We start from the raw sequence: 18,515 nt of genomic DNA, 5'->3' as shown, positions 1-18,515 counted from the left end.
TATGGAAAAACTTTATTTAAGAAAAAGTGATGAAGGCGTCGTTTTTATGCATATTAACGATCCCGTCAACAATAATGCCATTGATGATGAATTCTGTTTACAGTTGCATGGTATTATCGACACGATAAAGAAAGACAAAACCATTAAAGTACTTATTTTAGTCGGATTGCCTGATATATTTTGTACCGGTGGAACCGAGGCGTTTTTACAAAGCCTAATCACACACTACAAAACTAATATTGAGCATGAGTATGCCAATCACCTCAAACATTTTCTGAATATACCGATCCCGGTTATTGCGGCGATGGAAGGCAGTGCTACAGGGGGAGGATTAGTCTTAGGTTTATATGCGGATATTTTAGTCGCGGCGGAAGAAAGTCGCTATGGCATGTCATTTATGAACATGGGTTTCACCCCTGGGATGGGTTCAACCGCCATGAGTAAGGCGGCGTTTGGTTACTATACCGGTTTTGAGATGATGGTCACCGGTAACTATCTTAGAGGCAGTGAGCTGAAAGGGAAATGTTGTTTCAATTATATTTTGCCCCGCGCCACGGTCATGGAAAAAGCCATTGAACTGGCAACCTCTATTGCCGAAAAACCTCGCCATAGTTTGGAATTATTAAAAAAATACATGTCAATCGACAGACGTAAAATGCTAGAGGAAACAAGTACTATCGAGGCATTTATGCACCATATTGCATTTAATCAAAGCAATATTGAACAACAAATACAAGATAATTACACGGGTTAGATATGCTGAATAACTTGAGTGAAATGACCGTATTGGTAACTGGTGGCACAAAAGGTATAGGCCGAGCTACTGTTGAAAGTTTTGTTAAGGCGGGGGCAACAGTATATGGCACTTATTTTTGGGGAGATAATTTAGATGAACTTGAAAGCTATTTTTCTCAATATATCAATCGTCCGGTGTTCCTTCAGGCTGATATTAGTGATGAGGAGACAACTACACAGCTAATCGAAACCATTGCTCAAGAAAATAAAAAAATTGACATTCTTATTCTCAATGCTGCATTTGCACCCCAATTTAAAGATACTTATAAATTTAGGGGGCTGCTAGATAGCATTGAACACAATTCCTGGCCATTGATCACTTATATAGATTGTATTAAGCAGCATTTTGGTCAATATCCTGGTTATGTGGTTGCAATTACTTCCGAAGGACATCGTAGTTGCCATATAACAGGCTATGATTATGTTGCGGCATCGAAAGCGGTATTGGAAACATTAACTAAATATATTGGTGCTCGGGAAAATATAATTATTAACTGCATTTCGCCGGGTGTGGTAGATACGGAAGCTTTTGAATTGGTTTTTGGCAAAAAAGCACAAGCATTCATTCGCAAATTTGATCCGGACTTTATTGTTTCACCCGAAGCGGTAGGTAACGTCAGTGTGGCTCTTTGCAGCGGATTAATGGATGCCGTACGTGGTCAGGTCATCACCGTTGATAATGGCAGGATGTTTACTGACAACTTTACCAAGTGGATCGAAATGATTGAAACTCATTTTGTCGAGAAATAATGAGGGAGAGTCTCCTCTATCACGAATATTACTCCGAGTTAACTCATATATCGCTCGGTATTATTCACGTTACTTTAACCTAGAAGGTATTAATCATGTCTATTTCCAAAGGTAACTCATTTCTTGGCCGATGGAAACTTGAGTCCTGTGTTGGTAACAGTGGAGGTATACATATTTATCCTATAGGTAGTGAACCGTTTGGTATGTTGACCTATACCGAACAATATATGATGGTGTTTATTGCATCAGGTAAAAGAACTCAATTTAGCACGGAGGATATTCGTGCTATCCCGTCAGAACAGATCGTGGCAGATTTTCCTAAATTTGAAACATATTGTGGCCATTACGATGTTAATCACGATAAAAACATCGTCACGCATTTTATTGAGAATAGCAAAGTTCCCAATCAAATTGGCACTGAATTTCGCCGATACTTTAGTTTTGAGTATGATAAATTAATTCTTAAATCCACGGATGGTATATTTCTCAATGGCGAGTCATGGTTGTTTGAGCTTATTTGGAACAGAGAAGAATAAATTTTTATTAATAAATAAGAGAGGATGTTATGGATAGAGATTATATTGCTAGCATTGTGAAAAAACACATTATTAATTCTGTCGATGGTATCAAGGAAGATGACATTGATTTGCAAAAATCAATGGCAGACTATGGCGCAAGCAGCTTAGACATAGTTTCCGTGGTTTCAGGTGTTATGAGGGAGTTAAAAATAAAAATCCCCCGCACTGAGTTAAAAAATATTAAATCTATAGACGGACTGATTGATATGTTTGTTACGAGCAGTTTAGAGGCTAAGTAGTTTATGTACTCTGGCCCACGGAGGGGCCATGTTTAGAACTAAAGTAGGAAAATCAGTCTGTTTGTGTCATACACCACAGTAAAGAGGGCGATACGTGACATCAAATCATGCAATTTTATTTCCAGGACAAGGTGCACAGTGTCCAGGTATGGGGGCGTCGCTATTCGATATCTACCCAAAATTATTGGCGGATGCTGAAGAGATTGCCGAATTTAGCATTCGTGATTTTTTTCTGAATTCTCCTGCTGATCGGTTTAGTAATACTCTTTATGTTCAGCCCGCGTTATATACAGTTAATGCTTTGTATTATCGTCGGTATATTGACCAATGTGGGGCGTTACCACGATTTCTAGCGGGGCATTCACTTGGAGAGTTTAATGCTTTACAAGCCGCCGGTGTATTCGACTTTGCGACAGGATTACTTCTGGTAAAAAAGCGAGCGTTGCTGATGTCGGAAAGTCTGGGAGGAGGCATGGCCGCGGTACTGGGCCTTAATGCTGAAGAGGTGATTCAGGTTATTGAGGAAAATAATCTGTTTGATCTCACTATAGCCAATATCAATTCCGACTTGCAAATGGTGATTTCGGGGCCGATTGAGAGTATTAAACAGGCCGAAGAGGTATTTTATGATAATTATGCCATTAAATATGTTGTCCTTAGAGTGAGTGGTGCTTTTCATAGTACGATGTTAAATAGCGCGGCCATAAAATTCAGTGAATATATCCAAAGCTTTTCATTTTTACCGCCCCAAATACCGGTTATCGCCAATAGAACAGCCTGTCCATATACCCTATCTTCTATAATACAAAATCTCTCTGAGCATATAAATCAACCTGTCATGTGGCGGCAATCGGTAATCTATATGCGAGCACAGGGTGTGGATAGATTTATTGAGATGGGGGATAGCTCTTTACTGCGGGATATGGTTAAGAATATTGTGTAGGGCTGTATTTCATTCATGGAATTATGGTCAGGGGCAGCCCAAAAACGCGATTGAGGTTCCTAACCATGGACGATTTTAGGCGGTGCTGGGCATCACTTGCCGATACCATCGATCACGCCGAGCCACGGCGGATCAATACCGGCGGTAAAATAACGTTTTGTAATTGCAGATCAACCCCGGCGATACGCTGGAGTAACCGCTGCCCGGCACTGTAACCTATCTCTCTGGCGGAACTGGTGACAAAGGTTAAGGGCGGTTCGGTCAACTCGGCTTCCGGTACATCACCAAAACCAATGAGTGCCACTTGCTGATCCAGATAAGTGTCCACGCCTGCGCTGCCAATCGTCCGGCCGGTACGTAAAATACCAAAGTAAGCCCCTAGCGCTACCGACGCCTGATGGCAAACAATAGCACTGACATTGGGATGGTAACGTAACAACTCTGCCGCCGCATCTGCGGCTGCCTGTTGCTGACTATCACATTCCACCACCCACTCCGAACGGAACGGTAGCCCATACTGTACCAGCGTGGCACAAAAGCCCCCCAGACGTTCAGCGCGGGTTAATGAGTGTGAATGCCCGCCGAGATAGGCAATCTGCCGGTGACCTCGGCCAATCAAAAACTCAGTCGCCATTTTGGCCGCCTGCATATTATCCGGGCGCACCACGTCAACACCGTCTAAAACATTTGAGCGCGCGGCACAAATCAAGGGAATATCATGAGTTGCGGCCTTTTCCTGTAGCCCCATCTCACGCCGGGCCCCCCCGCCCAGAACCAGCCCATCAACGCCTTGAGCGATAAGCGTATCAAAACAACGTAATAACCCCTTACCCTCCCGGCCACTTTGCGTCAGAAATAACAGTTTACCTTCCGCCTCAATTGCCTCACTCAAACCGGCCGTCATTGCTGCATAAAAAGGATCGCCGATATCGCGCACAATCAAGCCAATCACGCCGGATTCCCCGCTGCGTAATTGTGCCGCCTGACGATTACGAACATAACCTAACTGTTCGATAGCCTGATTGACCCGCTCTGAGGTTGCCGGAGAGATACGCCCTTTGCCACTGATAGCTAATGAGACGGTTGCTACTGAGACACCCGCAAATTTAGCTACATCGGTAATTGTGATTTTTTTAATGGTCATGCCACAAAATAAGCCAAGTTAAACGTTTAATCTCATGATGATTCTAGCATACCCAAAGAATTTGGTGCTACAAGTAGGCAGTCAGCAAGAGACCAATCGGTTAAAAACCGATTTGAACCGCATTTATGCTAGCCCGCAGGGTGAGCCTCAAAGAGGCTCATTAATCCCGATGAGCTTACATCAGTAAGTGATTCGGGTGAATAGGCGCAGTTAACAACCCTGTGGCCTCAAATGCGAGGGTATACAAAAATAGGATCAATAATTGTGACTCATCGCTCATATTATCTGGGTTAAACGTTTTATCTTATTTTACCTCCAGACAGGAGGGCGAAATAATCGCCATTATCCATAAACCAACAGCCAACCAAAGGCGTTTTTAAGATCAGATGGTTAACATCAGACTTTTTTAACATCAGGCGTTTTACGAATAGGAGTCACTATGTCAGCGGCAAAAAAACAAAAAATCACGCTGTGGGAGTTTTTCCAGAGTTTAGGGAAAACCTTCATGTTACCGGTCGCCTTGCTCTCCTTCTGTGGGATCATGCTGGGTATCGGCAGTTCGCTCAGCAGTAAAGATGTCATCACTCTATTGCCGGTAATTGGTCATCCTGCCTTCCAGCTATTATTTACCTGGATGAGCAAAGTGGGGTCATTTGCCTTTAGCTTCTTACCGGTGATGTTTGCCATTGCTATCCCACTGGGTATGGCACGCGAAAACAAAGGTGTGGCTGCTTTTGCTGGTTTCGTCGGTTTTGCGGTGCTCAATCTGGCAACAAATTTTTATCTCACCGCCAGCGGAGTGCTACCGACCACCGACCCATTGGTACTGAAAGCGCATAACATTCAGAATATTATAGGTATTCAGTCCATTGACACCGGTATCCTTGGCGCAGTAATTGTCGGGGTTATTGTTTACCTGCTCCATGAGCGCTTCAATACCATTCGCCTACCAGATGCATTAGCTTTCTTTGGTGGCACGCGTTTTGTTCCTATCATTACTACCGTAGTACTTGGGCTGGTGGGCCTCTTGATCCCATTGATCTGGCCATTTTTCGCCGTCGGTATTAACGGCCTGGGTCGTCTGATTAACGGGGCAGGCATGTTCGGCCCGATGATTTTCGGCAGTGGGGAGCGGCTATTACTGCCGTTCGGCCTGCATCACATTCTGGTGGCACTGATTCGCTTTACTGAAGCAGGCGGCACCATGGATGTCTGTGGCCATAGTGTCAGCGGTGCCTTGACCATCTTCCAGGCGCAGTTGTCCTGCCCAACCACCACCGGCTTCTCTGAAAGCGCAACTCGCTTCCTGTCGCAAGGTAAAATGCCCGCGTTCCTGGGGGGCTTACCGGGTGCCGCATTAGCGATGTATCATTGTGCCAAGCCTGAAAATCGTCATAAAATTAAAGGGTTGTTGATTTCTGGTGTGGTGGCTTGCGTCATTGGTGGTACCACAGAACCCCTTGAGTTCTTGTTCCTGTTTGTCGCCCCGTTCTTGTATTTGATCCATGCTATCCTGACCGGTCTGGGCTTTACCGTGATGGCATTGCTGGGCGTGACCATCGGTAATACTGACGGTAATCTGATTGACTTCGTGGTGTTTGGTATTCTGCACGGCACCGCCACCAAATGGTATTGGGTACCCGTCGTTGCCGGGATCTGGTTTGTTGCCTACTACGTTATCTTCCGCTTTGCTATCCAGCACTTTAATATCAAAACGCCGGGTCGTGAAAGTGAAACCGCTGCCAGCATCAATGCAGAAAAAGCCGCCAGTAACACCGTCACCGGTAAATCTGGTTATAACTCCCCTGCTATTCTGACCGCGCTGGGTGGCCCGGATAATATTGTCTCACTGGATAACTGTATTACCCGCCTGCGGATGTCCGTTAAAGACATGGGTCTGGTTGATAAAGAAGCATTGAAAGCTAACCGGGCGATCGGTGTTATTCAACTAAACGACCATAACCTGCAAGTGGTTATTGGCCCACAGGTACAATCAGTGAAAGATGAATTAGATTCATTGATAGGTAGTGGTCAATTTGCCACGTCTTAGCCCGGTATCCGCTAAGCTATGTCAGGGATGACTCAGTGAGTGAAGGGGTGACCGCACCTCAGGGCGCTCCGGTGGCTTATGCACTTGTATTTGAAACTAAGAGCAACCTCAACGGCATGTTTCCCCTTCATTTGACTAAGCTATAAATAGATTTGTCATTAACCGCTACGGGGTACTCAGATACCCCGTTTTTTGATAAGCGAGACGCTGATGTTTGATTTCTCCACACCTGTCGATCGTCACGGCACTTGGTGTACCCAATGGGACTATATTGCTGACCGTTTTGGTGCCGCTGATCTGCTGCCCTTTACGATTTCTGATATGGATTTCCCCACCGCGCCAGTGATTTTGCAAGCACTTAATCAGCGAATTGAACATGGTGTCCTGGGATACAGCCGCTGGCAACATGAAGATTTTCTTGGTGCGGTCCGCCATTGGTATCAGCAACGTTTTCACTGCCATATTGATACCTCGATGGCAGTCTACGGCCCGTCGGTCATTTACATGGTGGCCCAACTGATCCGCTGCTGGTCAGTGCCCGGTGATTTCGTCGTCACCCATACGCCGGCTTATGATGCCTTTTATAAAGTGATCCTCGGCAATCAGCGCCAATTACTGAGCTGCCCGCTGCATAAAGTCGATAACCAGTGGCAATGTGATATGGCAGATCTGGAAGCGTTACTGGCAAAGCCGCAGACCAAAGTATTGTTACTGTGCAGTCCACATAACCCGACCGGTAAAGTCTGGACAGCCGATGAATTGGCACAAATGGCCGAACTGTGTGAACGCCATCAGGTGAAAGTCATCAGTGATGAAATCCATATGGATATGACATGGGGCGATCAGCTGCATACGCCATGGAGTCAGGTAGGCCAGACGCCTTGGGCCTTGCTCACTTCCGGCTCCAAAACATTCAATATCCCCGCGTTGACTGGCGCATACGGTTTTATCAGTGATACTAAAACCCGTGGTATTTACACCAAAATGTTGAAAGGCCGTGATGGGCTATCCTCTCCGGCCGTGCTGGCCATCGTGGCACATATCGCCGCTTACCGGCAGGCCGAACCCTGGTTGGATGAACTCCGCAGTTATCTGCACGCTAATCTGATTTATGTCGCACAGCGCCTGAATGAGGCTTTCCCGACGTTAAATTGGCAGCCACCACAGGCAACCTATTTGGCATGGATAGATTTACGGCCACTGAATATTGATGACAATCAGCTACAAGAAGTGCTGATCGAGCAAGAAAAAGTCGCCATTATGCCCGGTTTCACCTATGGCGAAGAAGGCCGCGGCTTCCTGCGCCTCAATGTAGGCTGTTCACACAGTAAAGTGGCAGCCGGAATGGATAAGCTCATCAGCGGCATCCAGTTTTTGCAGGGGAGCAGCGGCAGTTAGCGGGAAATACCCCCATTGCATTACGCCACTCAATACCTTGAGTGGCTTCTCATCTCTGAAGTATAAAACTTTGTCTTTACGGACAAATAACGACGGGTTGAATAAAGCGCAAACAAGTGCAATGAAGCCTCCGGTTGTTCAAATTCAACCTCTCTTAAGCGCCTGTCGGTAATTGTTCGACTGATCGCTCTGCATCATCCAAGATCCCATTCTGAATTCGGCATAATTATGGAGAAAGGTTCGAGGAATTTTTGAGGAACATAATGGCTATAACCCTTTATTTTGCAGAATTGTTTAAATTCGTAGAATGAATCACTGTGTGCTTTATGGTAAATATTCCCCCGATAACCTTCGACCTCTTGATCAGAGAGCGCCAGCCTCTGGGCGATAGTTTTATTACTTGCATTTTGCAGCAAATAAAATACGACATCAAATTCTTCATCAGTAAAAAAGTCATCTGGTTTTTCAACTAATAATTTAAAAGGTAACGCTTGGTCAACATATTGTTCACCTGTGAGCAAATCCATTTTTTTTCCATGGAAAATAATACCCAAGCACTCTTTTTTACGATTTAAAAGTGGGAATTTATCAAAAATATAAGGTTGAAATTTTTGTTCGCGGCCAAAACAATGCATCTCAATTGAAGACACTCGTTTTTTAGTTATCGCCGCCAGTTGCTCTTGCTCTCTGAATTGGGATGAAAACTGTGCAAAAGAAGGATGAGGCAGTTCGCAATCTGACAAACCTTTAGTGCAAAACTGTGTTGGCAAATTTAATAGTTCAATAAATGGGGTGTTAACGTGCAAATAGTGCGAATCAAGATCTTTAAACCCCCAAGCTTCATCACTACTCTCCCATAACAATATGAATTGCAGTGGGATTTCGTCAGGAAGGTGCAGGTGTTGGCTATTTTTTCTCATATAGTTATCATATTAAATTATTTATAGGGTTATATTACAATATAAAATCAACCAACCATTATGGATAATAATATATCTTTTTTTTTAATCTTTAGTCTATGACTTAATCTTGTGTTGTGGCATGATTTATATCTAAGTAAATGGATCACGGAATAACCTTCAGCATATTCACATTAATAAAATCAATTTGATTCACATTGATAAAACCAATGTAAAGTAGTTTAAAGTTCAAAAGTATAAGGAACATAAGGAATGAATGGACTCCCCTCCCTCGGCGACGATTATTCCGTGAGTCGCTTACCTTTATCTGCCAAATCAAGTTTTCTCTCAGTTACTTTGGTCAGAGTAGGTGCAATAACAACATTAGCACAATTTATGTTAGGCGCTACCTTAGGGCATGCGATGACATTTAGCCAGGCGATGCTGGCAACCTTTTTAGGTAGTTTACTACTCCAATTTGTTAGCCTCGGGCTAGGTATTGCAGGCGCGCGTGAGGGGTTATCAATCAGTTTGCTGGCTCGTTGGTGCGGTTTTGGTCGTGTCGGTTCGGTTATTATTGGCAGCGGAATTGCGATCAGCCTTCTTGGTTGGTTTGGCATATTGAATGCCGTTTTTGCTAATAGTTTGAATCACATGTTGGGGGATTGGATCAGTTTTAGTTGGGCTGCCGCGCTCTCCGGGATGGCATTGACAATACTGGTTGCATTCGGATTTAGAGCGTTGAGCTGGACAGCAAAACTAGCCGTGCCTGTCTTTTTTCTGGCGATTGGCTGGATTTCGTTAAATCTGCTAGCAGGACATAAAATTGCTGATCTGGTCGTCGTCGTCCCTACTGGAACGCCGATTACAATTGCTGCTGGTGCTACGATGGTTGCCGGAGGATACATTGTCGGTGCACTCATGACACCAGACATTAGCCGCTATTGTAAAAATAGTAGGCACGTATTCTGGATGACGATGGCGTGCATCTTGGTGGGTGAATTTATTGTCAATGGTGTCGCCATATTGATTGCACATGCGCTCAATACTGACGATGTAGTAACAATTATGATCCAAACATCCGGGTGGATCGGGTTGCTCACCGTTATTCTCGCTACCATCAAGATCAATGATGTTTGCTTGTATTCTTCATCGCTCGCCCTGACCAACGTGGTAGAAGGAATAACGGGTAACAAGTGGAGTCGCACTTGGCTGACGGTTTTACTCGGTATCGTGGGTACCCTCTTATCAATAGTCGGGATTTTAGATAAGTTTACAGATTTTCTCACCCTACTCGGTGTTATCTTTCCGCCAATATCAGGTGTCATGATGGTCGACTACTATGTATTACGTACTAGCCGAAAATTGCTTGATACCAGTCGCCAGACGCAGTCGTTGCCTGAATCAACGCCATTAATTGGCTGGAAGGCTATCGCAGCTTGTGTGGTGGGAACTATCGGTGGTATGAATATTGAACTTGGTATTCCGTCATTCAATTCATTAATTATTGCCAGTACTATTTATTGGATGATTTGCATCATACAGAAAAAATCCTGATTTTATATTATGGCGTTATGACATCTATTGATTTAACTATTCTCTATCTGTAGAAAATTTAAAATTTTAAAAGGAGCTAACAGTGATAGATAAAATTAACCCCCCAAAAATAATGGGTTCTAAGGGACTCGATGCAGAGCCTTTCGGCTCGCTCTTATCATTTATGGAGAATAATGAAGAGCCGTGGGGCGTGAAAGATTGCGAATCGCGCTTTATGTATGTCAATAAAGCAACACTAAAATTTAGCCAATTACCCATTAGATTTAATATTGAAGGTCGATTAGACAACGAGTGCCCTGCTCCTTGGGCTGAATTTGCGTCAGATTTACAAAAGCAAGATCGGGAAGTTGAGACGGATAAGAAACGTGTGGCTATGATTCAGACCTGTTTATGGGGTAATGAGCATACGCTTTGCGAAAAATTCCCTCTGTTTGACAATGAAAAAGTTTGTATCGGCACTATTTTTCATGTGACGAAATTCAATTTCATTTCTTTATATGACTTATTTAATAACAAAATTCCTTCTGTATTAGTAATGAATCCGCCTATAAGTAATTTCACCAAAAAAGAACTTGAAGTCATATTTTTCTTATTACAATCTCTTAACGCTAAAGAAATAGCGAAAAGACTGAACATTTCCAATCGAACAATATCAAATAAATTGCAATCGATATATGAAAAGGCAAATGTAAATTCGCACCGCGCCTTTAAAGAATACTGTGAAGCCGAAGGTTTTAATCAATATATTCCAGAATGGCTTATTAAAGCGGGCTGTACATTTATTTAAACCTTATGATAAATGGGTATATGTCGTATTGACTGCACTGCTACAATGTGATTTATGTCACTTTTTTATGCAACGTAGTGGATATTTTCATCCATTTGTTTTTATAATGATCTGCACTTTACCTACCAGAATCTATTGCAGATAAAAGTGAGTGCACAGCATGATTGATCCCCGCCTTCCTCTGACCGACATTCATCGCCATCTTGATGGCAATATCCGGGCGCAAACTATTTTAGACTTGGGCCGTCAATTTAATCTGCCATTACCTGCTGATGAACTGGCAACCCTACGCCCACATGTGCAAATTACTAAAACTGAACCCGATTTAGTCAGCTTCCTGCAAAAACTCGATTGGGGCGTGGCGGTCTTAGGGTCACTGGATGCTTGCCGTCGCGTGGCCTATGAAAATGTCGAAGATGCCGCCAACGCCGGTTTACATTATGCCGAGTTACGCTTCTCTCCGTTCTATATGGCAATTAAACACCAATTGCCCGTCGCCGGGGTGGTTGAAGCGGTTATCGAGGGTATACAGTCCGGTTGCCGTGATTTTGATATTGATATTCGCCTGATCGGTATCCTCAGCCGCACCTTTGGTGAACAAGCCTGTTTACAGGAACTTGATGGCTTGTTGGCACATCGAGATGGCATTACGGCACTGGATCTGGCGGGTGATGAACTGGGCTTCCCCGGTGATTTATTCCGCAGCCATTTCAATCGTGCACGAGATGCTGGTTTGCGTATCACTGTCCATGCCGGTGAAGCCGCTGGCCCGGAAAGTATTTGGCAAGCTATTCGTGAATTGGGGGCGGAACGTATTGGTCACGGTGTTAAAGCCGTGGAAGATATCAGGCTGATGGATTATCTGGCTGAGCACAATATCGGCATTGAATCCTGTTTGACCTCCAATATCCAAACCAGCACGGTCTCTTCTCTGGCAATTCACCCACTGGCCGCATTCTTGCGCCACGGTGTCATCGCCTCCATTAACACGGATGATCCGGCGGTTCAGGGGATTGAAATTGCCAATGAATATCATGTAGCCGCACCGGCTGCCGGCCTGACGCCACAAGAAATCCGCCAGGCACAGGAAAATGGCCTGACCATGGCGTTTATCAGCGAACAAGAAAAACAGGCGCTGCGCGATAAAGTTTGCGCTTAACCGGTAAACGATAAAATAAAAAAACGCCCGAGTTTCATAGAAATACGGGCGCTTTTGTTATTTATAATCGCGTTACGCTACTGAGTCTCTCGCTTCTCCGCCGAAGCCAGCGCTTTATCCGTATTTTCTCTTGCTACGCGTTTGGCATATCGCTGCGCCAATACCGCACACACCATTAATTGAACCTGATGGAATATCATCAGCGGCAATACCATAGCCCCCACCACCGAGGCAGGAAACAGCACATTGGCCATCGGTATCCCATTGGCCAGGCTTTTCTTTGAGCCACAGAACACAATGGTAATTTCATCGGCTGTATTGAAGCCCAACCAGCGGGCAGCCATGGTGTTGACCACCAGTACCACCGTCAGTAACACCATCGAACAGATCAGGATCGCCAGCAGTGACCAGCCGTCAATTTGGTGCCAAATGCCCTCAACCACCGCCGCGCTGAAAGCCACATACACCACCAATAAAATTGATGACCGATCAGTGATATTAACCCACTTTTTATGGCGTTCCACCCATTTGGCAATCAATGGCCGTGATAGATGGCCGACGATAAATGGCACCATCAATTGCATGACGATCGAACCGATAGCGTGCAAGGTATCCGTATCACCGCCTTGCGTGTGCATTAACATGCCCACCAGAAGTGGTGAAAGAAATACGCCGAGGATACTGGAGGCTGATGCGCTGCATATTGCTGCCGCAACATTCCCCCCGGCAACGGAGGTATAAGCGATGGCCGACTGAACCGTTGCTGGCAATGCACAGAGATAGAGGAAACCCAAATACAGCGTTGGTGTTAACACGCCAGGCACCAGCACATTCATGCTCAAGCCCAGCAGCGGAAATAAGGCAAAAGTACTGAGGAACACCACCAGATGCAGTTTCCAATGCCCCATACCGGTCACTATCGCGGCACGGGATAACTTGGCTCCGTGCATAAAGAACAATAAAGCGATAGCCGCAGTGGTCAGGTGCTCAAACCACCGCTTAACCTCCCCTTCACACGGGAAAACCGACGCAATAATAACCACCAGGATCAGTACTAATAAAAACTTATCAATCGGTAAACGTGGTAACCATGACATGCCAAATTATTCCTCATGCCCTTTGTATTTGAAGTGGCAGAGGTGTTAGTCTGCTGCCTACCGGCCACTCCAACCACTTTGGGCATCTCCCTTCAAACAAAAAAGCTCTCGACGCTATCATTGCGTTCAGACGGAGACGAAATTCAGTTTGCCGACAAAACCGGCAGCGCTCTTTTCTGTTGATCAGAGGCAATACCCAACTCAATCAGTTCCATCACTTTAATCGCGTCAGATGCCGGTACCGGGTTGCTGGCCGTACCCAAAATAGCATCACGGATAGCGGCATAATAGGCAGGATAATTACCCGGTAATGTCAGTAACGGTTTCTCGACCAGCAGGCCATCATGTGACAGTGTCACAACACCATCACGCATATCGTATCCCCAGTCAGTCTGCGGCAGGCGCTCACCTGCTTTGAGCCGATCTTCTTGTGGGTCCAGACCAAATTTGATGTAACTGCCCTGCGTACCGTGAACAATATACCGTGCGGTTTCTGCCGCCGCCAGTACCGTGCTGTGTAACACGACACGTTGCCCCGGATAGCTGAGAACTGCATGGAAATAATCAACTGACTGAGAGCCTGGACGCAACAGACCCAGATCAACATTTAGCGTCGCTGGCAAACCAAACAGTTGCAGTGCTTGATCCAACAAATGTGGTCCTAAATCGTACCAGATGCCACTGCCAGCACCGGGTTGCTCACGCCAGCGTTGGCGGATTTCCGGACGATAGCGATCAAAATGAGATTCAAAATAGACCACTTTACCCAACGCACCTTCCGCCAGTAATGTTTTTAGCGTCAGAAAATCACTGTCCCAGCGGCGATTATGGAATACCGACAGCAGTAAACCTGCGTCATCGGCCTGTTGTTTCAATTCCTTCGCTTGTGACAGTGTCACGGTAAAGGGTTTATCAACCACCACATGTTTACCGGCGGCCAGTGCTTTCTGGGCTAACGGGAAATGTGTGTCATTAGGGGTGGGAATGACAATGAGTTTAATGGCAGGATCATCAAATAATGCTTGAGGGTCAGAAACCACCGTCATTGATGGCCAGTCAGCATGCACTTTACTGGCATCACGGCTGGAAACACCTGCCAGTTCCAGCCCCGGAGTGCCCATAATCAGCGGCGCATGGAAAGTTTTACTGGCATAACCGTAGCCCAGCAAACCTACTTTTATTATTTCAGTCATTGTATTTCCTCTTGCCTGGTGCATTCTTTTATTTGATATCACTCGATTAACCGATTTGACACCATGATGATTCCCACGACAAGAGGTAATTTTGGCTTAACATCAGCGGCGAGCCTAACCCCGCACAATTACCGCTGTATTATCGCGCCATTCTGGCTGACGGAGACTACGTTGCGGATAGTTGGTTTCAATACTGCGACGTCTGAAATCACTGGGGCTGACCCCGACACGCTTACGAAAAACGCGGGAGAAATAGAGTTGGTCATCATAGCCCACCACGCGGCCAATGGTGGCGATCGGTTCTTGCGTGGTTTGCAGCAATAACTTAGCCCGAATAACCCGCTGATCTTCACGCCAACGCAATATATTGATACCCACTTGTTCACGGAACAAATGCGCCAACCGTGACGGAGAGAGGCAAACATGGCGGGCAACCTCGTCGATGCGCAGTTCTCCGGCCAGATTACCCGTAATAAACTGACAGGCTTCAATAACACGTGGGTCCATAATACGTTGCGGGCTAAGGGGATCTTCTTCCATCGCCCGCAGCAGCAAGCGCTCAAGTAGATTCATGCCCAACTCTTCGCCAAAGCGCCGCCCGGATTTTTGTGTCTGTTCGATATTGGCAAACAGACGATCAAATTCCAAAATTAAGTTGTTGTTAGGCAAAGATAAACGCCCGACCTCATGGGTTTTGCTATGCCACTCCAGCCAGTCTGCCCAGTAAGCCCGTGGCCGGAAGTAGACCCAACGGTGATACCAACAGTCGCTGTTAGGTGAGCGCCCGTAATAGTGTGATGCCTTAGGGGGGAAAAGCAGTAAGTCACCGGGGTTGCTGTAAAAGGTATTTTCACCGTCAAAAATCTTGCCCTGCCCCTTAATGGTCAAATTCAGGATATAGCCTTTCATTCCCCCCGGCCTGTCGATACAGAAATCGAGTGGTCCGTCAGCCAGAATCGGAGTTAATCCTGCCACCAGATAGGCATTAAAGGTATAACCTGGCAGCAAGGGATTGGGTTGCGGTTCCTGAACCATTCGATGATACATGTAGTCTCCTCATGCTCTGAGTTTTTTGAACCAATAAGTCATACTTATACCCAAAGTAATTCATGTAGAAGGGTATATTTCAGTTTATCGGACAGATTTCACCCTGCCTGATAGTGATAACAGAACTGTGAGCCAGAGTGGTTTTTTATGGACTTTTCTGTCACGGTGATGCTTATACCGTCCGTTTAGCCAGTTGTTTGTAACGGTCGAAGATAACCGCAGCCAGCAGGATCAAACCACGCACCACGTATTGTGAGAATGGCGAAATGTTCAACAGGTTCATGGCATTTTCCACTGTACCCAAAATCAAAATACCGGCGATAACATAAGAAATCTTACCGATCCCGCCTTTCAGTGATACCCCACCCAACACACAGGCCGAGATAACAATCAGCTCATAACCAATCGAGGTCATGGGTTGCCCACTGGTCATCCGTGAGGCCAGAATTATCCCCGCCGCAGCCGACACCAAGCCCGATAACACAAAGATGATTATCTTGGTACGCACTACCGGCACCCCAGCCAGACGGGCTGCTTCTTCGTTACCGCCAATCGCCAGCGTATTGCGGCCAAAAGTGGTTTTGTTTAGCAAGAAGCCGAATAGCGCCAGACAGGCAATGGTTATCCAGATAGGTGCGGGCAACCCCAACCAGTTGGTATAACCCAGAGCAAAGAAACGTTCATCTTCGATCCCCACCGCTTTGCCATCAGAGATGATATATGCCAGGCCACGGACAATCTGCATGGTCGCCAGCGTGGTGATCAACGCATTGATTTTCAACCGGGCAATAACAAAGCCATTAATCAGCCCGCACATTGCGCCCAGCAACAAACCTGCGCCGACACCCAGCCACAGGCTTTCGGTCATATTAATCACCACCGCCGTGGTGACCCCAGCACAGGCAATGACCGAGGCCACCGATAAGTCAAAATCGCCGGATGCCAGGCAAAACAGCATGCCGCACGCCACCATCCCCGACATCGAGATAGCCAGCCCCAACCCTTTCATATTGATAAAAGAACCAAAGTTAGGCACAAAGATTACACAGCCGATAAACACCACCGCGAACACCACCAGCATGCCGTAGCTATCCCAGATCCGGGACAACACCTGCCCCCCTTTGGCGGGTGCATCTTGTGGTGGCTGCGACTGGCCATTGTGGCTACCACCTTTTAACTCGGTTGATGCAGGGTTGTTGTTCCCCGCACTCAACGTAACACTGGACATGGATGAGTTCATTACAATCTCCTTCACAATCAGGCCACCGCAGACGCGGCATCAATAGCAATATTCGGGGTGCGTAGCATCGCCAGACTTAACGCTTGCTCTTCAGTGGCATCTTGGTGTAGTAACTCACCGGAGATAGCCCCTTCACGCATCACCACGATCCTGTCCGCCAGTCCGAGAACTTCGGGCAAATCACTGGAGGCAAACAGCACAGCAATGCCTTGTTTCGCCAGTTGATAAATCACGTTATAGATTTCATGCTTGGCCCCAACGTCGATGCCACGGGTCGGTTCATCCAGCAGGATCACTTTCATATCTTCGGATAACCAGCGGCCCAAAATAACTTTTTGCTGGTTACCTCCCGACAGATTCATAATCAGTTGTTGGGGACCCGGCGTTTTGATATTCAGCGACTGAATGCGCAGTGCCGCATTCTCGCGCTCCCAACGGGGGTTAATCAGGCAGCCGGCAGCCAGTGTTTTGCGACGGGCGCTGATATTGATATTGTCCTGCACCGAATGCACCGCAATGATGCCATCAGTTTTGCGATCTTCGGGGCACAACATGATCCCGGCAGTAATGGCATCAATCGGTGAACGGATAGTCAATGGCTTGCCATCCAGTAGTACCTGCCCACGGGTCAACCGGGTGCCGCCAAATACCCCTTTCAGTAACTCACTGCGCCCGGCCCCCACCAAACCAAACAAGCCAACAATTTCCCCTTGATGGACGGTAAGGCTTATCGGCGATTTCACACCGATTGCCTTTACCTCTTGCAGGGTCAGGCGTTCAGCGCCTATTTCACGTGGCTGATAACCATAGATATCGCCCAGATTACGCCCGACCATGGCTTGCACCAGCGAGTCGTTATTTACCTGATCCATATTATTAAATGTGCGCACATAGCGACCATCTTTGAACACCGTGATGGCATCACTCAAAGCAAAAATTTCTTCCATCCGGTGCGAAACATACAAAATTACGCGCCCTTCTGCGCGTAACTCACGGATCACCCGGAACAGTTGTTCTATCTCTCTGGCGGAGAGCGAGCTGGTTGGCTCATCAAAAGCAATGATTTTGGCATTGCGGGCCAGCGCTTTGGCTATTTCTACCATCTGCCATTGCCCGATGGAGAGATACTTCAGCGGAGTATCGGGGGAGATGTCCAGCCCCAGATGCGCTAGCTGCAAACTGGACTCGTAACGCAGCAATTTACGGTCAACCATGCCCATCCGGGTCGGCAATTGGCCCAGATAAATATTTTCTGCCACGGTCATTTCCGGCACCAAATGCAGTTCCTGGTAGATTATCGCCACACCTGCATCAAGCGCCTCGGTGGTATTGGCAAAACTAACCGCTTTACCTTTAATGTGAATTTCACCCTGAGTGGGCGAATAGTTACCACTAAGAATTTTCAGCAGGGTGGATTTCCCCGCACCATTCTCCCCCATCAGGGCATGGATCTGACCGGCCTGACAGGTAAAACTGATATCATCCAGCGCCTGAACACCGGGGAAACTTTTCCCGATGCCACAAAAAGCCAGATAAGGTGACTGTTCGGCTGCCAACTCGGCCTGTAACGCAGCATGGAGTGCTGACATAATGGCTTCCTTATAAAGTTTGGATTGCACTGCCCCACCTGCCTGCGTGG

General features: G+C 46.4%; 17 protein-coding genes and 1 pseudogene. 10 read left to right on the top strand and 8 right to left on the bottom strand.

Features of this window, described 5'->3' with window-relative positions; genetic code table 11:
* Window position 1 precedes the first annotated feature (1 nt).
* From AEP37_RS01780 to fabD, 5 genes are all read left to right on the top strand, one after another.
* Complete coding sequence (locus tag AEP37_RS01780) at window positions 2-754, top strand: polyketide synthase (RefSeq protein WP_049608912.1); 753 nt, start codon at window positions 2-4, stop codon at window positions 752-754.
* A 2-nt stretch (window positions 755-756) separates the two neighbouring features.
* Window positions 757-1,545 carry an SDR family oxidoreductase gene (locus tag AEP37_RS01775; protein WP_049608910.1) on the top strand — a complete coding sequence of 263 codons (789 nt, stop codon included), beginning with the start codon at window positions 757-759 and terminating at the stop codon, window positions 1,543-1,545.
* A gap of 95 nt (window positions 1,546-1,640) precedes the next feature.
* Complete coding sequence (locus AEP37_RS01770) at window positions 1,641-2,081, top strand: lipocalin-like domain-containing protein (protein WP_072086221.1); 441 nt, start codon at window positions 1,641-1,643, stop codon at window positions 2,079-2,081.
* A 29-nt stretch (window positions 2,082-2,110) separates the two neighbouring features.
* A complete protein-coding gene (locus AEP37_RS01765) occupies window positions 2,111-2,362 on the top strand; it encodes an acyl carrier protein (RefSeq protein ID WP_049608907.1) in 252 nt (83 codons plus the stop codon).
* Window positions 2,363-2,456: 94 nt separating this feature from the next.
* On the top strand, window positions 2,457-3,305 hold the full coding sequence (fabD, locus tag AEP37_RS01760) for an ACP S-malonyltransferase (RefSeq protein WP_049608903.1): 849 nt from the start codon (window positions 2,457-2,459) through the stop codon (window positions 3,303-3,305).
* 112 nt (window positions 3,306-3,417) lie between these two features.
* Here fabD and malI read toward each other — a convergent pair whose 3' ends face one another.
* Window positions 3,418-4,449, bottom strand: a complete 1,032-nt coding sequence (malI, locus tag AEP37_RS01755; RefSeq protein WP_049608900.1) for a Mal regulon transcriptional regulator MalI — start codon at window positions 4,447-4,449, stop codon at window positions 3,418-3,420.
* Between the two features lie 439 nt (window positions 4,450-4,888).
* Here malI and malX point away from each other — a divergent pair, with 439 nt between their 5' ends.
* Together malX and AEP37_RS01745 are read left to right on the top strand one after the other, a co-directional pair.
* Complete coding sequence (gene malX / locus AEP37_RS01750) at window positions 4,889-6,499, top strand: maltose/glucose-specific PTS transporter subunit IIBC (RefSeq protein ID WP_049608897.1); 1,611 nt, start codon at window positions 4,889-4,891, stop codon at window positions 6,497-6,499.
* Window positions 6,500-6,709: 210 nt separating this feature from the next.
* A complete protein-coding gene (locus AEP37_RS01745) occupies window positions 6,710-7,897 on the top strand; it encodes a MalY/PatB family protein (RefSeq protein ID WP_049608894.1) in 1,188 nt (395 codons plus the stop codon).
* Window positions 7,898-7,926: 29 nt separating this feature from the next.
* Here the strand turns inward: AEP37_RS01745 and AEP37_RS27120 are convergent.
* A pseudogene (locus tag AEP37_RS27120) lies at window positions 7,927-8,070 on the bottom strand (hypothetical protein); the annotation flags it as partial.
* Window positions 8,071-8,091: 21 nt separating this feature from the next.
* Entirely contained in the window at window positions 8,092-8,817 is a 726-nt protein-coding gene (locus AEP37_RS01740) for a helix-turn-helix transcriptional regulator (protein ID WP_049608892.1), read from the bottom strand.
* A gap of 252 nt (window positions 8,818-9,069) precedes the next feature.
* Here AEP37_RS01740 and AEP37_RS01735 point away from each other — a divergent pair, with 252 nt between their 5' ends.
* The 3 genes from AEP37_RS01735 to add all read left to right on the top strand — a co-directional run bounded on the left by AEP37_RS01735 (window position 9,070) and on the right by add (window position 12,299).
* Window positions 9,070-10,353, top strand: a complete 1,284-nt coding sequence (locus tag AEP37_RS01735; RefSeq protein ID WP_049608889.1) for a cytosine permease — start codon at window positions 9,070-9,072, stop codon at window positions 10,351-10,353.
* Window positions 10,354-10,465: 112 nt separating this feature from the next.
* The gene (locus AEP37_RS01730; RefSeq protein ID WP_408068315.1) at window positions 10,466-11,140 is read left to right on the top strand and encodes a LuxR C-terminal-related transcriptional regulator; all 675 of its coding nucleotides are present in this window, start codon (window positions 10,466-10,468) and stop codon (window positions 11,138-11,140) included.
* 160 nt (window positions 11,141-11,300) lie between these two features.
* Entirely contained in the window at window positions 11,301-12,299 is a 999-nt protein-coding gene (add, locus tag AEP37_RS01725; protein ID WP_049608886.1) for an adenosine deaminase, read from the top strand.
* Window positions 12,300-12,376: 77 nt separating this feature from the next.
* Here the strand turns inward: add and AEP37_RS01720 are convergent, their stop codons facing one another.
* From AEP37_RS01720 to araG, 5 genes are all read right to left on the bottom strand, one after another.
* Window positions 12,377-13,396, bottom strand: a complete 1,020-nt coding sequence (locus tag AEP37_RS01720; RefSeq protein ID WP_049608884.1) for a bile acid:sodium symporter family protein — start codon at window positions 13,394-13,396, stop codon at window positions 12,377-12,379.
* Between the two features lie 143 nt (window positions 13,397-13,539).
* Window positions 13,540-14,589, bottom strand: coding sequence for an oxidoreductase (locus AEP37_RS01715; RefSeq protein ID WP_049608881.1), 1,050 nt, complete (start codon window positions 14,587-14,589; stop codon window positions 13,540-13,542).
* 114 nt (window positions 14,590-14,703) lie between these two features.
* The gene (araC, locus tag AEP37_RS01710; RefSeq protein ID WP_049608878.1) at window positions 14,704-15,636 is read right to left on the bottom strand and encodes an arabinose operon transcriptional regulator AraC; all 933 of its coding nucleotides are present in this window, start codon (window positions 15,634-15,636) and stop codon (window positions 14,704-14,706) included.
* A gap of 172 nt (window positions 15,637-15,808) precedes the next feature.
* The gene (araH, locus tag AEP37_RS01705; protein WP_049608985.1) at window positions 15,809-16,864 is read right to left on the bottom strand and encodes an L-arabinose ABC transporter permease AraH; all 1,056 of its coding nucleotides are present in this window, start codon (window positions 16,862-16,864) and stop codon (window positions 15,809-15,811) included.
* A 29-nt stretch (window positions 16,865-16,893) separates the two neighbouring features.
* Window positions 16,894-18,465 (bottom strand): L-arabinose ABC transporter ATP-binding protein AraG, encoded by a 1,572-nt coding sequence (araG, locus tag AEP37_RS01700; protein ID WP_049608876.1) that lies wholly within the window; start codon window positions 18,463-18,465, stop codon window positions 16,894-16,896.
* Window positions 18,466-18,515: the final 50 nt, after the last annotated feature.

The sequence above is a fragment of the Yersinia pekkanenii genome, assembly GCF_001152565.1.
Classification (GTDB): domain Bacteria; phylum Pseudomonadota; class Gammaproteobacteria; order Enterobacterales; family Enterobacteriaceae; genus Yersinia; species Yersinia pekkanenii.
This window is presented reverse-complemented; position numbering and strand designations above follow the sequence as displayed.

What these genes read in the sequence shown, in the direction of transcription:
- araC (WP_049608878.1), bottom strand. Translation starts at nt 15,636, where the DNA reads ATGTATCATCGAATGGTTCAGGAACCGCAACCCAATCCCTTGCTGCCA.
- malX (WP_049608897.1), top strand. Translation starts at nt 4,889, where the DNA reads ATGTCAGCGGCAAAAAAACAAAAAATCACGCTGTGGGAGTTTTTCCAG.
- AEP37_RS01770 (WP_072086221.1), top strand. Translation starts at nt 1,641, where the DNA reads ATGTCTATTTCCAAAGGTAACTCATTTCTTGGCCGATGGAAACTTGAG.
- malI (WP_049608900.1), bottom strand. Translation starts at nt 4,449, where the DNA reads ATGACCATTAAAAAAATCACAATTACCGATGTAGCTAAATTTGCGGGT.
- AEP37_RS01730 (WP_408068315.1), top strand. Translation starts at nt 10,466, where the DNA reads ATGGGTTCTAAGGGACTCGATGCAGAGCCTTTCGGCTCGCTCTTATCA.
- araH (WP_049608985.1), bottom strand. Translation starts at nt 16,864, where the DNA reads ATGTCCAGTGTTACGTTGAGTGCGGGGAACAACAACCCTGCATCAACC.
- AEP37_RS01780 (WP_049608912.1), top strand. Translation starts at nt 2, where the DNA reads ATGGAAAAACTTTATTTAAGAAAAAGTGATGAAGGCGTCGTTTTTATG.
- AEP37_RS01715 (WP_049608881.1), bottom strand. Translation starts at nt 14,589, where the DNA reads ATGACTGAAATAATAAAAGTAGGTTTGCTGGGCTACGGTTATGCCAGT.
- AEP37_RS01745 (WP_049608894.1), top strand. Translation starts at nt 6,710, where the DNA reads ATGTTTGATTTCTCCACACCTGTCGATCGTCACGGCACTTGGTGTACC.
- araG (WP_049608876.1), bottom strand. Translation starts at nt 18,465, where the DNA reads ATGTCAGCACTCCATGCTGCGTTACAGGCCGAGTTGGCAGCCGAACAG.
- AEP37_RS01775 (WP_049608910.1), top strand. Translation starts at nt 757, where the DNA reads ATGCTGAATAACTTGAGTGAAATGACCGTATTGGTAACTGGTGGCACA.
- AEP37_RS01740 (WP_049608892.1), bottom strand. Translation starts at nt 8,817, where the DNA reads ATGAGAAAAAATAGCCAACACCTGCACCTTCCTGACGAAATCCCACTG.
- add (WP_049608886.1), top strand. Translation starts at nt 11,301, where the DNA reads ATGATTGATCCCCGCCTTCCTCTGACCGACATTCATCGCCATCTTGAT.
- AEP37_RS01720 (WP_049608884.1), bottom strand. Translation starts at nt 13,396, where the DNA reads ATGTCATGGTTACCACGTTTACCGATTGATAAGTTTTTATTAGTACTG.
- AEP37_RS01765 (WP_049608907.1), top strand. Translation starts at nt 2,111, where the DNA reads ATGGATAGAGATTATATTGCTAGCATTGTGAAAAAACACATTATTAAT.
- AEP37_RS01735 (WP_049608889.1), top strand. Translation starts at nt 9,070, where the DNA reads ATGAATGGACTCCCCTCCCTCGGCGACGATTATTCCGTGAGTCGCTTA.